The sequence below is a fragment of the Staphylococcus cohnii species complex 1663 genome (genome assembly GCF_041008415.1).
Classification (GTDB): Bacteria; Bacillota; Bacilli; order Staphylococcales; family Staphylococcaceae; genus Staphylococcus; species Staphylococcus ureilyticus.
Window position 1 is genome coordinate 178,704 of record NZ_JBFDVL010000002.1, and the last position, 15,039, is coordinate 193,742.

General features: G+C 31.8%; 15 protein-coding genes. 1 reads left to right on the plus strand and 14 read right to left on the minus strand.

Translation table 11 applies throughout. From position 1 onward, the window contains the following. Window positions 1-43: 43 nt before the first annotated feature. From AB1J10_RS02820 to AB1J10_RS02870, 11 genes are all read right to left on the minus strand, one after another. On the minus strand, window positions 44-457 hold the full coding sequence (locus tag AB1J10_RS02820; RefSeq protein ID WP_107365798.1) for a Fur family transcriptional regulator: 414 nt from the start codon (window positions 455-457) through the stop codon (window positions 44-46). Next, on the minus strand, window positions 444-1,307 hold the full coding sequence (locus AB1J10_RS02825) for a metal ABC transporter permease (RefSeq protein ID WP_046208159.1): 864 nt from the start codon (window positions 1,305-1,307) through the stop codon (window positions 444-446). The genes AB1J10_RS02820 and AB1J10_RS02825 overlap by 14 nt, the downstream gene beginning before the upstream one ends. Beyond that, entirely contained in the window at window positions 1,304-2,077 is a 774-nt protein-coding gene (locus tag AB1J10_RS02830) for a metal ABC transporter ATP-binding protein (protein WP_107365793.1), read from the minus strand. The genes AB1J10_RS02825 and AB1J10_RS02830 overlap by 4 nt, the downstream gene beginning before the upstream one ends. 176 nt (window positions 2,078-2,253) lie before the next feature. Next, window positions 2,254-3,144 (minus strand): deoxyribonuclease IV, encoded by an 891-nt coding sequence (locus tag AB1J10_RS02835; protein WP_107365791.1) that lies wholly within the window; start codon window positions 3,142-3,144, stop codon window positions 2,254-2,256. Window positions 3,145-3,163: 19 nt separating this feature from the next. Further along, a complete protein-coding gene (locus AB1J10_RS02840) occupies window positions 3,164-4,495 on the minus strand; it encodes a DEAD/DEAH box helicase (protein ID WP_107365789.1) in 1,332 nt (443 codons plus the stop codon). 205 nt (window positions 4,496-4,700) lie between these two features. Further along, window positions 4,701-5,804 carry a Nif3-like dinuclear metal center hexameric protein gene (locus tag AB1J10_RS02845; RefSeq protein WP_046208155.1) on the minus strand — a complete coding sequence of 368 codons (1,104 nt, stop codon included), beginning with the start codon at window positions 5,802-5,804 and terminating at the stop codon, window positions 4,701-4,703. After that, window positions 5,805-6,485: a tRNA (adenine(22)-N(1))-methyltransferase gene (locus AB1J10_RS02850; RefSeq protein ID WP_107365700.1), complete on the minus strand. Its 681-nt coding sequence runs from the start codon at window positions 6,483-6,485 to the stop codon at window positions 5,805-5,807. Window positions 6,486-6,551: 66 nt separating this feature from the next. Beyond that, the gene (rpoD, locus tag AB1J10_RS02855) at window positions 6,552-7,658 is read right to left on the minus strand and encodes an RNA polymerase sigma factor RpoD (RefSeq protein WP_046208153.1); all 1,107 of its coding nucleotides are present in this window, start codon (window positions 7,656-7,658) and stop codon (window positions 6,552-6,554) included. 138 nt (window positions 7,659-7,796) lie between these two features. Further along, window positions 7,797-9,581 carry a DNA primase gene (gene dnaG / locus AB1J10_RS02860; RefSeq protein ID WP_046208152.1) on the minus strand — a complete coding sequence of 595 codons (1,785 nt, stop codon included), beginning with the start codon at window positions 9,579-9,581 and terminating at the stop codon, window positions 7,797-7,799. 46 nt (window positions 9,582-9,627) lie between these two features. Then, a complete protein-coding gene (locus tag AB1J10_RS02865; protein WP_046208151.1) occupies window positions 9,628-10,449 on the minus strand; it encodes a pyruvate, water dikinase regulatory protein in 822 nt (273 codons plus the stop codon). Between the two features lie 14 nt (window positions 10,450-10,463). Next, window positions 10,464-11,087, minus strand: a complete 624-nt coding sequence (locus AB1J10_RS02870) for a helix-turn-helix transcriptional regulator (RefSeq protein WP_075100076.1) — start codon at window positions 11,085-11,087, stop codon at window positions 10,464-10,466. 342 nt (window positions 11,088-11,429) lie between these two features. On the opposite strand from AB1J10_RS02870, the gene AB1J10_RS02875 reads away from it, so the two are divergent. Next, the gene (locus AB1J10_RS02875; protein ID WP_040030033.1) at window positions 11,430-12,821 is read left to right on the plus strand and encodes a glycine--tRNA ligase; all 1,392 of its coding nucleotides are present in this window, start codon (window positions 11,430-11,432) and stop codon (window positions 12,819-12,821) included. Window positions 12,822-12,945: 124 nt separating this feature from the next. On the opposite strand, the gene recO is transcribed toward AB1J10_RS02875, so the two are convergent. The 3 genes from recO to cdd are packed head-to-tail and all read right to left on the minus strand — an operon-like array spanning window position 12,946 to window position 15,029. Then, window positions 12,946-13,704, minus strand: coding sequence for a DNA repair protein RecO (recO, locus tag AB1J10_RS02880; RefSeq protein ID WP_046208150.1), 759 nt, complete (start codon window positions 13,702-13,704; stop codon window positions 12,946-12,948). A gap of 21 nt (window positions 13,705-13,725) precedes the next feature. Continuing rightward, entirely contained in the window at window positions 13,726-14,625 is a 900-nt protein-coding gene (gene era, locus AB1J10_RS02885; RefSeq protein ID WP_046208149.1) for a GTPase Era, read from the minus strand. After that, window positions 14,625-15,029 (minus strand): cytidine deaminase, encoded by a 405-nt coding sequence (gene cdd, locus AB1J10_RS02890; RefSeq protein ID WP_046208148.1) that lies wholly within the window; start codon window positions 15,027-15,029, stop codon window positions 14,625-14,627. The genes era and cdd overlap by 1 nt, the downstream gene beginning before the upstream one ends. Between the last annotated feature and the right edge of the window lie 10 nt (window positions 15,030-15,039).

Below are 15,039 nucleotides of genomic sequence, written 5' to 3' on the forward strand. Positions count from 1 at the left end.
GCGTCGATAGGTGCTATTTTACATTAGATACACGCTAAAAATTTTAAGCATGCTGACAAGCTTCACATATGCCATATACTTCTAATTTGTGTGTGTGAATATCGACTTTTGGTAAAAAAGCCTTTATCTGTTCAATTGGACAGAAATCAATAATTTTTGTATCACCACATGATTCACAAATAAAGTGATGATGGTGGTGATCTGTACATGCTATTCTAAACTTCATTTCACCGTCGAGTTCGGTACCCTCAACGATGCCTAAATCTTTAAATAAATGTAAATTTCGATATATTGTATCAAATGAGATACCTGGATAATCTTTGTCTAATTTTTGCTGTATATGTTTTGCGTTAATGTATTTATCTTCTTCTATAAAAACATTTATCATATCTTTTCTTTTATTTGTATACTTGTGTCCTTCTGCTTTTAGAATATTAATTGCTTCATCTGTTTTCATTATTAATAGCCCCTTTCACAGTTTTAAATTTAAACTTTTGATATGACATCATCATTGCTAATAAAAGTACAAGTAATACGACAATTACGCCTCCAGGGGAAATATTCATATAAAATGCTAATACTAGCCCTGCTATAACTGAAAATTCACCAATTAACACGCTTAATATAATAAGTTGTTTGAATCCTTTTGTCATACGCATTGCTATAGCTATCGGTAATGTAATTAATGCACTTACCAATAAAATACCTACGACTCTCATAGAAGCAGATATGACCATCGCGACGATAATAATAAATAAAAATTGTATCCATTTCGGAATACCTATCACTTTACTATATTCTTCATCGAATGAAAGAATGAATAATTCCTTATAAAATAACAATATAAATGCTAATACAATAATAACGATTGCGATAATAGTTGATAAATCACTGATAGTTACAGCACTGATTGATCCAAATAATAATCCAACAATTTCTTGATTAAAACCATCTGCAAGTGAAATAAAAATGGCACTTAATGCTATGCCTGCACTCATTATAATAGGGATCGCAATTTCTTGATAATTACTATACGATGTTCTAAGTTTTTCAATCAATAACGCACCAATGACTGCGAACAATATCCCAAACCACATTGGATTAATAAAAGTTAGTGCGGGTGCAATAGTCACGAAAAACATCCCGAATGAGATACCACCAAGTGTAACGTGACTTAAAGCATCTGCAATTAATGATAGCCTTCGTACAACAATAAATGCACCAATTAATGGGGCAATAAAACCAATCAAAATACCACTTAATAGAGAGTATCTCATAAAATCAAAATTTAATAATGCCTCAATCATGATGAACAACACTCCCTATTATGTTGGTGATCTACAAATTGTATAGGATGACCGTATATTTTAGATATTTCTACCTCATCTAACGATTTAAAATCCTCTGTCGTGCCATGAAAATGCAGATGCTTGTTTAAACATGCTACTTCTGTAGCAGTATCAGCCACGACACCTATATCATGCGTAACCAAAATGATAGTTACGCCTTCATTTTTTAAAGTTTCTAGTGTTTCATAGAATTCACTAACGTGTTTTGCATCTATACCGTTAGTTGGTTCATCTAATATAAGGACTGAAGGGTTACTGATCAACGCTCGTGCAATTAATACACGTTGTTGTTGCCCACCAGATAATTCGGCAATATTTTTATTAATTAAATGGCCTATATTCAATCGATTTAATACGGCTTCCACTTTATTTTCATCCTTTTTATTAAACCACTGAAATAACTTTTTACGTTTCGTCAGCCCACTCATCACGACTTCTTTAACACTTGCAGGAAAACCTGCTTTAAAAGCTTGAGCTTTTTGTGAAACATAACTAATCTTGTATAAAGATTGTTTTCCATTATATACATTATCATCTACAAGTATTTCACCTTTTTGCAACGGTAACAATCCTAAAATAATTTTTAGCAAAGTTGATTTACCGGCACCATTAGGTCCAACTATAGCCAAAAATTGTCCTTTATTAATTTTAATATTAATATTTTCTAATACTTTTTTGTTTTCAAAATAATAATCGATGTTTTTTAATTCGAACACTGGAGTAGTCATCTTTTCACCTCGTTCTATACTATACAACTTGCAAACAATTATGTAAATAGTAATGTTTACGAATTAACAAAAAAAGGATGATCTAGAAACTCATTTTGAATTGAGTTCGCTATGTCATCCTTTAAATACATTTATCTATTTTTTCACATTTTTGATTATAATTCATTTTTTTAGTATTATTGCATTAAAATTTTATCCTTTAAACTTGGATCAAATTGTTGTTGTTTAAGCATTTCAATTTCAAATTTATAAGGTGGTTTTTTATTCTTTTTATCTTCACCAACATAGGGTGTTTCAAGTATTTTGGGAATGTTTTTAAACGTATCATGATGAACGATATAATTTAAGGCATCAAATCCGATATAACCAAAACCTATATTTTCGTGTCTATCTTTATGAGCACCAATATCATTTTTACTATCATTTACATGAACAACTTGTATTCTATCTATGCCTATTATCTTATCAAATTCATTCAACACACCATCAAAATCTTCTTTTACATTATAGCCTGCATCATGAGTATGACATGTATCGAAACACACAGATAAACGTTCATTATGATTGACACCATCTATAATTCGAGCGATTTCTTCAAAATTCCTCCCAATTTCTGAACCTTTGCCAGCCATTGTTTCAAGTGCAATGCGTACATTATTGTCATTCGTCAGTACTTCATTTAGACCTTCTATGATTTTATTAATACCAGCGTCCGCACCTTCTCCCACATGTGAGCCAGGGTGCAATACTATGTCTTTAGCACCAATGGCTTGCGTTCTTTCAATTTCACTTTGTAGAAATTCTACGCCTAGATTAAACACATGTGGTTTGACAGTGTTTGCAATATTTATTATATAAGGTGCATGTACTACAATATTTGAAAGACCGTACGTTTGCATTAATTCTTGTCCTTGATCAATATTTAGCTCTTCTATTGGCTTTCTTCTTGTATTTTGTGGTGCACCTGTATAAATCATAAAAGTAGATTCACCGAATTTATGTGCTTCTTCAGCTGAACCTGCCAACATTTTTTTACCATTCATAGATACATGAGATCCTAATAACATAGTAGTCACCAATCCTTTATTAATTTTTTCTGGCTTGACGATTTTGTTTCTTACTGTATTTTTTACGCTCTTGACGTTTTAAATGTTCAAGATCACGTTGGAATTTTTTCTTATAGCCAGGTTTTACTTTTTTCTTATTTCTCTTCACTTTATTTTTTAATTCATTTGTTAAATGATCATCTTTATTCTTACGTGATTGACGTGTATTGTGTGCTTTAATTGGCGATAACTCATCATTTTTTATATCAACATTTTCAAATTGATAACCTCGTTGTTCTATTAACGCTATGTTTTCTTCTTCTTCAGGGCTATATAAGGTAATCGCCACGCCCTTGTATTGCCCTCTACCTGTACGGCCAACACGATGCGTGAAGAAATCGATATCATTTGGTACATCAAAGTTAATCACATGGCTTACGCCTTCAATATCTATTCCACGCGATGCTAAGTCACTTGCAATAACATATTGAAATTCTAAGTTACGAATACGCTTCATTTGTTGTTTACGCTCTCTTGGCGTTAAACCACCATGTATCATACCTAATTTTAAACCGGCAGTATTTAACTGGTCTGCAAGTTCGTTTGCATTATCACGACTATTACAAAATATAATACATAGATATGGATTTAAAATATCAATGAGTTTTATTGTTTTTTCTATCTTTGCTTCACCCTTTGTCGGAATTAAATAGAATTCAATATTTTTTTTATTTTTTTGAACATTTTCAATTTCGACGTATTCAGGATTTTCTAAATATTTATTTAAAAATGGATGTAATGATTTAGGAATAGTAGCGCTAAACACAGCTATATGGGAGTATTCATCTAAACGTGTAGCAATGTGGTCTACCTCTTCTATTAATCCTAAATCAATCATTAAATCAGCTTCGTCCACAACTAAATAAGAAGCCAAATGCACATGCAAATCTCCATGTTTAGCTAAATCGTTTATCCGAGTTGGTGTTCCTATAATAAGTTGCGGTTGATTCTTAGCGCGTTGTCTATCTTTTTCTATATCTGTGCCACCAATAAAAAGTTTAACAGATAAATCACCTTTGTAATCAGCTAAATGACTAGCGACATCAAATAGCTGTTGCGCTAATTCCCTTGTTGGAGCAACGATGATTGCCTGTGGTTCTTTAATATCGACATTTATTAAATGTATCAGTGGTAATAAAAAGGCATGGGATTTTCCAGTGCCTGTCTGAGATTGTCCAATTAAGTTTACTTGTTTTAATATTTTTGGAATAACTCTATTTTGTACTTCTGTAGGTTGATTAAAGTTCAAATTTCGTACCGCGTCAATTAAACTTGGGTCTAAATTAAACTTATCGAATGGGTGATTTGCCATGATTTGGCCTCCTTAAATCTTCATCTTTTCTATTATAAAGCATTCGCAAACGATTTTGAACTAATTATTTTATACTAAATTGGCAGTCATCAAATATAATTTAAATGTAAGTGTAGCTGGAACATAAGGATGCACAGCCTAGAAAAAGATTACTAGTCATTGACTAAAATAAATTTTATTTCTTGATAGTAAACATGCATGGCAATTATAAATAATTAAATGGATCTGTGTTGAGGTTAGATGACTTAATTTCAAAAGTAATATCATCTGGGTTAAACCAATCTATTAATAAATTACACAAACCATCTTTCATTACATATTCACTATAATGGTTAATATCTAATAAGTTAATACCAGCAGTTTTTGCATCTAATGCATCATGATGTTTAATATCACCAGTGATAAAGATATCTGCACCTTGTTGAGCGGCTTGAGTCTCAAATCCAATACCGGAACCACCAATAATCGCAACCTTCTTAATAATTTGATCTAAATTACCAACATATCTTACACTTGGCATTGCCAAATTCGCTTTGACATGCTTCACAAATGTAGATATATCCATCTCGGATTCTAAATCACCAATCATACCTAAACCATAATTCGCTTCTTTTTCCATTTTTATAAAATCAAAAACTGGTGTTTCGTATGGATGATTATTTTTAATTAATTGTTCTGCTAAATCTTTTTGATATGCTTCAATCATAAATTCTAATTTAAATTCTTTTACTTCTTCAATTTTATCTATTGAGCCAATATGTGGGTTGGCACTACCAGTAGGCTTGAATTGTCCATTCCCTGAACTTTCAAAGAAACAATATTTATAATTTCCTTCTTCAGCTAAACCTGCATCACTCAATGCATCTTTAAATGTTTTAAGATTCTCTTCAGGTATAAACACTTGTACCTTATAGTATTTTAAAGTTTCTGGATTTAAAATATGTTGGTTCTTCAATTGAAGCTTTTCTGCTAACATTGCATTAACACCTTTTGGATAAACATCCAAATTTGTATGTAAAGCAATTAAATTAATATCATTTTTAATTAATTTTCGTAAGATAGCACCATAGCCTTCTTGTTGAATGATATTATTAACACCTTTAAATATGAGTGGATGATGACAAATAATTGTATTGAAACCTTGGTTTATTGCTTCATCAACAATTTCATTAGTACAATCTAGCGCGGTTAAAACACCTGAAATTTCAGCAGATTCATCTCCGATTAACAAGCCAACATTATCCCATGACTCTGCAGTTTCAAATGGTACATGCTGATTTATTACTTGGAGTAACGTTTTAATTTTCATTTACAACACCTCATTAATTAAATTGATTTCGTTGTTAATTTCATTTAGCCGTTCACGATGTTTTTCAGTGTTCAATTGATCTTTGATTTTTTGCAATGCCTGTCGTTCTCTTTCCCATTTTTTAAAAAATAATTCATGTTTCTTTTTTAATAAAATCGGTCCAAACTTTATTTCTGATTTAGTAAGTTTTTGTGATTGTTGTTCAAAATAATCTGCCACTATTATTTCATATATATGCCCTTTTTCTTCTAAAATAACTTCTTCAATAATCTTGTAATGCATGGAATCTAACAAATTTCTAATCGCACTAGATTGTATATTACTTTGTAAAATAAGCCTCGGATGGGCAGTTAATTTCTCTTTACCTTCTTCAAGGATTTTAGCTATTAACGGTCCACCCATACCACATATAGTGATGGAATTAACTTGATCATTTGACTGTAATATCGACAATCCATCACCTAGTCTAACATCGACATGATTACTTAACTCATGTTCCACAACATTTTTTTTCGAAGCTTCAAACGGTCCTTGGATAACTTCTCCAGCAATTGCATTTTTGACTAAATTGTTTTCAATCGCATAAATCGGAAGGTATGCATGGTCTGAACCAATATCCGCTAAACAATCCCCTATTATATATGTACTTACTTTTTTTAATCTTTGATTTAATATAACCATAAAAGCGCTCCTCTATGTAAATGTAAAAAGCTCTTTTGTACGACTAGGTACAAAAGAGCTGAAAAATTAGTCCATAAAGTCTTTAAGACGTTTACTTCTACTCGGATGTCTTAATTTTCTCAATGCTTTAGCTTCAATTTGACGAATACGTTCTCTCGTAACGCCGAAGACTTTGCCTACTTCTTCTAGTGTACGTGTTCTTCCATCATCAAGTCCAAAACGTAAGCGCAGTACATTTTCTTCTCTATCTGTTAATGTATCTAATACATCTTCCAGTTGTTCTTTTAATAATTCATAAGCTGCATGATCAGATGGACTTTGGGCTTCTTGGTCTTCAATAAAATCACCTAAGTGACTGTCATCTTCTTCACCAATTGGTGTTTCTAATGAAACTGGCTCTTGAGCTATTTTTAATATTTCTCTTACTTTTTCTGGTGGTAAATCCATTTCCTCACCAATTTCTTCTGGTGCTGGATCACGACCTAAATCTTGTAATAATTGTCTTTGTACACGGATTAATTTATTAATTGTTTCTACCATATGCACTGGAATACGTATTGTACGAGCTTGGTCTGCAATAGCACGTGTTATTGCTTGACGTATCCACCATGTCGCATATGTTGAAAATTTAAATCCTTTATTAAAATCGAACTTTTCAACTGCTTTTATTAAGCCCATATTACCTTCTTGAATTAAATCTAAGAAAAGCATGCCACGGCCAACATATCTTTTGGCTATACTGACTACTAAACGCAAGTTTGCTTCAGCTAATCTTGACTTAGCAACTTCGTCACCTTGTTCAATTCTTTTCGCCAATTCTATTTCTTCTTGCGCATTTAATAAATCGACACGTCCGATTTCTTTAAGATACATACGAACAGGGTCATTAATTTTAACACCTGGAGGAGCACTTAAATCATTAGGATTTAATTTTGCATCTTTGTCAGAACTATCTTTTTCGTTTACCAAACTGATATCGTTATCTGTTAATTGATCAAATAGTTCATCCATTTGATCAGAATCCATCTCGAAGTTTTGCAATTTCTCTGCAATTTCTTCATGGCTAAGATGCCCTTCTTTTTTACCTTTTTCAATTAAGTGTTTTTTTACATCTTCTAAAGTTAGAGATGGGTCTATTGTTTGCTTTTTAAGTGTAACTTTATTTCCAGACATGAAAAGGCCTCCCGAATATAATATCAACTTGAAACCATGATATCATTTGATAGATAATCTTAATACTATCTACCCATAAATCATACGGTTTATTCAAGTTGTTAAACCCAATAATCTACAGATATATTCATTTTTAATTTAATTCATTCTATTTTTATTGAAGTTTACAATTTTTTCTAGGTAATATTTCTGCAACTCTAAATCACCTAATCTAGAAGCCTCCCGTAACTTTTGATTAAGCGATTCAATCGTTTCTTCATTTCTATTTGTTAAAAGTGTGTCTAAATAATCATCGATTTCATGTTCATATGGTTCTTCATTTATCAAATAGTTATCCAATGATATAAATGCTTCTTTAATGTCATTTGTATCGATATATTGTAAAACATCACTAATATTAAACGTATCATTCTCAGAATAAAACTCATGTAAAACATTAAATATACGCTTAAAATACTGATTTGTAAAGTCTTCTGTTTGAAGTAATTTATGATAATTTAAAAAAATATCCTTATCATTCATAAAATGTTTTAATAATGCACGTTCTGCTTTTTCTTGCTTATTTAAATGAGTGAATTGTGGCACACTAGGCATTTGATACGACTGTGGTTGATAATAATCTTCACGTAGTCCTACTTCATTATTTAAACTATCCATGCTTACTTTAAACAATTCTGACACGTCTTGCAATATCTTTTTGCGTAAAATCGATGACTTCATTAATGAAATATCATTTGTGATTTCTTTTAAATACCTTTCATATGCTAAATCATTATTTTCTATTTCTTCTTGATGCATATGGACTTTATAAAGAATAAATGCTTTTTTTTCATGTTCCACAAAATAATTAAACGCATCTGCACCGTGTTTTCCAATATACTCATCCGGGTCCATGTTTTTTGGTAGTTGAACTACAAAAACATTAAATCCTTGTTGCAATAATATTTGCCCAGATTTTAAAGTGGCCTCACTACCCGCAAAATCACCATCAAACATTAATGTCACATTTGAAGTGAGTTTTTTCATAAATGCGATATGTTCTTGAGAAATCTGAGTTCCCATACTTGCCACAACTTGATGCAAACCTGCGTAATCAGCTTTTATCACATCCATAAAACCTTCAAGTAGTATAATTTCATCATTTTTACGAATTGCTTTTCTAGCTTGATCAACGTTGTATAACAATCTTCTTTTTTGAAATATCGGTGTTTCAGGACTATTGAGATATTTAGGCTCTTGATTTGTATATGTTCTTCCTGAATAACCAACTGTTCGACCTTGTGCATTTGATAATGGAAACATAATTCGATCCCTGAAACGATCATAATAGCTGAAATTCTCTTCATTCCTAGACAATAAACCCGCTTCATATGCTAATTGAATATCATAACCTTTTTTCTGTAAAAAGTCATGGCAAAAATGTGCATTTTTAGGTGAATAACCTATTTTCCGACGATCTATGAGTTCATCTGTAAACCCACGTTCTTTTAAATAGTTTAACGCTGCTTCTCCTTCAACGGTTTTTTTTAATGCATAATGATAGTAATCTTGCATTAATTCATGCATCTCAATCATTTGCAAATCTTCAGAAGCAATTTGATGATTAGTATGCTGTTCTGACGTTGCTTGAGGTGTTTCCACTTCAATATTTACACGTTCACCTAATAACTTTACAGCTTCAGTAAAAGAAACGTCTTTAATTTCTTGAGTGAATTGAAAGACGTTTCCTCCTTTTTTACAACCAAAGCAATGGCAAATTTGTTTATCTTCAGAAACAGTAAATGACGGTGTTTTTTCATCATGAAAAGGACACAACCCAATGTAATTGCGCCCTCTTTTTTCTAATTTAACGTATTCACTTACTAAATCGAGAATATCTGTTTTCTCTTTTATTTCATTAATGGTTGCTTGTTCAATTCGCAAAATTATCACCTATTAGACAGTAGTTATAATATTATAATAGAAATTCTTATTTTAAGAAACTGTTTTGCTCAATAATACTAATGATGTCATTTGCAGTTTCTTCAATCGCTTTATCAGTTACGTCTATAACAGGACATCCAATTTTTTCAACTAATTCATTGAAATAATTTAATTCTTCTTCAATACGTTGCTCGGTAGCATATCTTGCACTATCACCTAAGCCTAATTGCTTTAATCTTTCTTTTCTGATGCGATTTAATTTATCCTCACTTATCTTTAAGGCAATGCATTTTGAAGTATCAACATTAAATAAATTATCTGGGGGTGTGACTTCTGGCACAATAGGAATATTCATCACCTTATAACTTTTATGTGCAAGATACTGTGAAAGAGGCGTTTTTGAAGTTCTAGATATGCCCAATAGAACGATATCAGCTTTATCTAAACCTTTTGGGTCTTTACCGTCATCGTATTTTACTGCAAATTCTATAGCGTCAATTTTTTTAAAATATGCTTCATCTAATTGGTGCACGAGTCCGGGTTCAAAATATGGTTGCTCATCTATTTTATCTAATAATATATTCATCAATGGGCCCATAATATCTACAGATTTAATTTGAAATTCTTTAATTTTTGCTTCCATATACTTTCTTATTTCTGGTTTAACTAATGTATAAACAACTATCGCTTCAGTATCTTTAGCAACTGAGATTACCTCATCTACGTTTTCTAAAGCTTCTATATACGGATACCTACTAATTTCACTTTCACATTGATTTGGGTTAAATTGTGAAATACATGCTCTTGCTACAAGTTCAGCAGTTTCACCTACTGAGTCAGAAGCAACAATAATTTTAATATTTTCCATTTAATACATACCACCTATTCATTTAGTAAAGAGACAAAAATTTTAGTAATTGTTGTTTTAGAAATACGGCCCTTCACTTCATATTTTCCATTTTCTTTTTTATTCACAATTGGTAAAGAATCAATTTCCTTTTCAATCATTAGGTTTGCAGCAAATATGACACGTTCGTCTTCCAATACAAAGCTTAAATTAGGCATACGAGTCATTATAATATTAACAGGCATAGTATGTATATCCTTACCTATCATCGAAGCACGTAATAAATCCTTCCGAGAACAAACGCCTATAAAATCTCCTTCATTATTTATAACAAATAACGTACTAACATCCTCTAGAAATATAGTACAAATCGCATCGTAAACTGACATTTCACTTTTCACTACTACAGGGTGTGACGCATAATCTTTAACAATATATTGTTTTAATTGATCAGCAATTAATTTATTTTTGGGTTTTCCAGAATAGTAGTAGCCTACGCGTGGGCGTGCTTCTAAAATACCAGACATTGTAAGTATTGCTAAATCTGGTCTCAAGGTCGCTCTTGTAAGACTAAGATGTTCTGCTATATGTTCACCAGTAATAGGTCCATTATTTTTGACAATATCAACAATTTGTTGTTGTCTTTTATTCAGTTCTATAAGACTTCACCCCTTTACTCATTACATTTAATTATACATTGAATTATAAATTGCTACAAATACATATATTTACTTGCTAATAATCAACCAATACATTAAAATTATATTTAAAGCGAGTTAAGGGTGGTGAAAGCTTAACATAACAATTGGCTAAAAATTTAAAAAGAAGTTTCAAAGGCGAGTGTACTCACTAAATTGGGTGGAACCGCGGGTTAATAATATTTTATTAAAAACACATAATTATATGTGATTAAAAATAATTAACTCGTCCCAAGGCAATGATTAAGTTTTTTTCTTTTTCTTTGTCTTGGGGCGTTTTTATGTTAAAAGGAGTGTTTTTTTTTGGCAAAAGATATGGAAACAATTGTTCAGTTAGCAAAACACAGAGGATTTGTATTCCCTGGCAGTGATATTTATGGTGGTTTATCAAATACATGGGACTATGGCCCATTAGGTGTAGAATTAAAAAATAATATTAAAAAAGCATGGTGGCAAAAATTTATCACGCAATCTCCATATAATGTAGGGATTGATGCAGCTATTTTAATGAATCCAAAAACTTGGGAAGCATCTGGTCATTTAGGAAACTTTAACGATCCAATGATAGACAATAAAGATAGTAAAATTCGTTATCGTGCAGATAAAATAATAGAAGACTACATGGCGAATGAAAAAGGAGACGAAAATTTCGTAGCCGATGGTTTAAGTTTCGATGAAATGAAACGTATTATTGATGAAGAAGGTATTGTTTGTCCTGTAAGTGGAACTGCTAATTGGACAGATATTCGTCAATTTAACTTAATGTTCAAAACTTTCCAAGGTGTGACGGAAGATTCTACAAATGAAATTTTCCTACGTCCTGAAACTGCGCAAGGTATTTTTGTCAATTACAAAAATGTTCAACGTACAATGCGTAAAAAATTGCCATTCGGGATTGGTCAAATCGGTAAATCATTCCGTAATGAAATTACACCTGGTAACTTCATCTTTAGAACACGTGAATTTGAACAGATGGAATTAGAATTTTTCTGTAAACCTGGTGAAGAAATAGAATGGCAAAATTATTGGAAAACTTTTGCTAGCCAATGGTTAAAAGACTTAAATTTAAGTGAATCGGCAACACGTTTACGTGACCATGATGCAGATGAATTATCCCACTACTCAAATGCAACAACTGATATAGAATATCGTTTCCCATTCGGTTGGGGAGAATTATGGGGTATTGCAAGTAGAACAGATTATGATTTAAAACAACACAGCGAACATTCTGGTGAAGATTTCCAATATCATGATCAAGAAACTGGTGAAAAATACCTTCCATATTGTATTGAACCATCACTTGGTGCAGACCGTGTTACATTAGCATTCCTTTGTGATGCGTATGCTGAAGAAGGTGTTGAAGGTAGTAAGGATTCAAGAACTGTATTACACTTCCACCCTGCATTAGCACCTTATAAAGCTGCTGTTTTACCATTAAGTAAAAAATTATCTGGTGATGCAATTAAAATATTTGAACAATTAAGTGCTAACTTTGCAATTGATTTTGATGAATCACAATCAATTGGTAAACGTTACCGCCGTCAAGATGAAATCGGTACACCATACTGTATAACATTTGACTTTGATTCACTAGAAGATCAACAAGTAACTGTACGTGACAGAGATACGATGGAACAAGTACGTATGCCGATTGCTGAATTAGAAAGTTTCTTAACTGAAAAAGTGAAATTTTAATTTTACTTTTTCAAGTTATACTTTGAAAATAATAGTACAAAATGAAAACGTCGATTTCTATATAATTTATAGAAATTGACGTTTTTTACTTATAAAAATTTATTTCTCATTAATTTTGACTATATTAATTTGAATGATCTAATCTTTGTAATTGATTAATAAGCTTTTGACTTTTGAAATACATACCTGCATATTCACTATATAACATTATCATTAATTGCGACATTTCATTAATAATATCTTGATGTATACTCAAGGCGTTCATTTTACTGATAGGTAAATTTTGTAGCACATCTAATAAGTAAAGCGTTTTATTGGATAGTAGTAAAGCATTTGGATCTTGAGATTTTGCATGATTTGAAATTGCACCATCAAATTTAAAACTATAGCCAATGAGTTTAGCTTGGTCATCATCACCAGTGACTACACAATGATTGAAAATTGCGCTAAACCCAAACTTTGACATTGATTTAATTAATACAATTACCGACATCAACTGTGCGGATACACCACTTTTAATTTTATCTAATACAAAATGTAATAATTCGTAGCTAAACTGTGACAGTTCATCATTATCAATAGATCGATCTATCGTTTCAGTACATAAACTAGCATAACTACTCTCATAAATATCTAATCGAAGATGATAATTTTGATCGATGACATCTACTGAACTTAAAGTTCCCATGCCTTTCCACTTAGAATAAATAAACAAGCCATAAACAAATAATTGCGTATTAGCTTGCAAACCACTCTTGCTCTTTTTGGCACGGCGAACCATAAGTGGAATTTTTGCACCGTATTCATTTAAAATTGTAATAATTTTATCGGATTCGCCATAATCAACCGTTTTAATAATGATACCTTTTTGTTTGATTAACATTTTAGCTCACCGACTCTCAACTTAATCTTGATCTTCTAAATAGCCCATTTGACGAATAAAGTTTACTTTATTTCGCCAATCTTTTTGAACTTTTACCCATAGTTCTAAGTACACTTTAGACCCCAACAAGCCTTCAATATCTTGACGTGCTCTTTTCCCTACTTCTTTAAGTTTTTTACCACCTTTACCAATCACTATTCCTTTTTGTGAATCACGTTCTACAAAAATCGTTGCTTCAATCCTCACACGTTCTTCATCTTCTTTAATCATACGATCAACATTGACGCCTATCGCATGTGGAATTTCTTCATTCGTTAGGTGTAATATTTTTTCACGAATGAGTTCGCTCACTACAAACTGTTCTGGGTGATCAGAAATTTGATTATCCGGATAGTATTTTGGCCCTTCAGGTAAATATGATTTAATAACATTGATAAAATGCTCAACATTTAATCCTTCTAAAGCAGATATAGGGACAATTTCGGTGAAATTCATATATTTTTTATATTTTTCTATTCTTGGCATGAGCTCATCCGGATGGACGAGGTCAATCTTATTTAACACTAAAAACACTGGTGTCTTGACTGATTTCAACATTTCCATTATGTATTCATCGCCTCGACCAATATCTTCATTAACATTAACCATAAACATAATGGCATCAATTTCAGATAGTGTGTTTGTTGCAACACGCATCATATAGTCGCCTAATTTATGTTTAGGTTTGTGTATACCCGGTGTATCTAAAAAAATAATTTGTGCATCTTCTTGAGTCATGACACCTTGAATTTTATTTCTTGTCGTTTGTGCTTTATCAGACATAATAGCAATTTTATGTCCGATGACGCGATTAACAAAGGTAGATTTACCTACATTAGGTCTACCAATTATTGTTACAAATCCTGATTTATGTGCTGTCATTATTTTAAATCCTTTCCAGAAAATCCTAGAGGTAATAAATCACTAACTGTAGATTGAATCATGTCACCTTTGTGATTAGTCATATATACAGGCATTTCGTCATCACAAAGTTCTTTTAAAACCTGTCTACAAGAACCACATGGCGAAGAAGGTGTTTCTGCATCAACGGTTACAGTGATTGATTCAAAATCGCCAGGTCGATATCCATCAGCAATAGCTGCAACCAGACTTGATCTTTCTGCACATATACCTAATGGATAAGCGGCATTTTCTACATTTGCGCCGTGATAAGTTTTACCATCTTTCGTAATTAAGTACGCACCTACTTTAAAATTACTGTATGGCGCATAAGCTTTGCTTTGTGCTGTTCTTACTTCCTTGAAATAATCGGGTTGGTAAGCCATAATTTAACAC